This window comes from Mesorhizobium sp. M2E.F.Ca.ET.209.01.1.1, assembly GCF_004010375.2.
Lineage (GTDB): Bacteria > Pseudomonadota > Alphaproteobacteria > Rhizobiales > Rhizobiaceae > Mesorhizobium.
In genome coordinates this window covers 1-280 of record NZ_SADP02001348.1, presented here as the reverse complement: position 1 = coordinate 280, position 280 = coordinate 1, and the positions used below count along the sequence as shown (strand labels likewise).

The 280-nt window shown below is 61.8% G+C and carries 1 protein-coding gene; it reads left to right on the top strand.

The genetic code is table 11. The annotated features are described in order from the left end of the window. Positions 1 to 280 (top strand): sulfotransferase (locus EN852_RS40355; protein ID WP_281407878.1); only part of this gene is annotated, 280 nt, incomplete at both ends.

Below are 280 nucleotides of genomic sequence, written 5' to 3'. Positions count from 1 at the left end.
ACGACGCTCTTCCGATCTACATGGTCGACCTTTGCCGCGCTGAACAAGCTTGGCCTGCCCTGCTACCACATGCAGGAAGTGATCATGAACAAGGCCAACACCGGCCATCTCGATTTCTGGCGCAAGGTGGCCAACAGCCCGCCCGGTTCGCAGCAGGATTGGGACAAGGTGTTCGCCAACTACACCGCCACGGTCGACAATCCCGGCTGCTGCGTGTGGCGCGAACTGATGGTGGCCTACCCCGACGCCAAGGTGCTGCTGACATTGCACCCACGCGGCG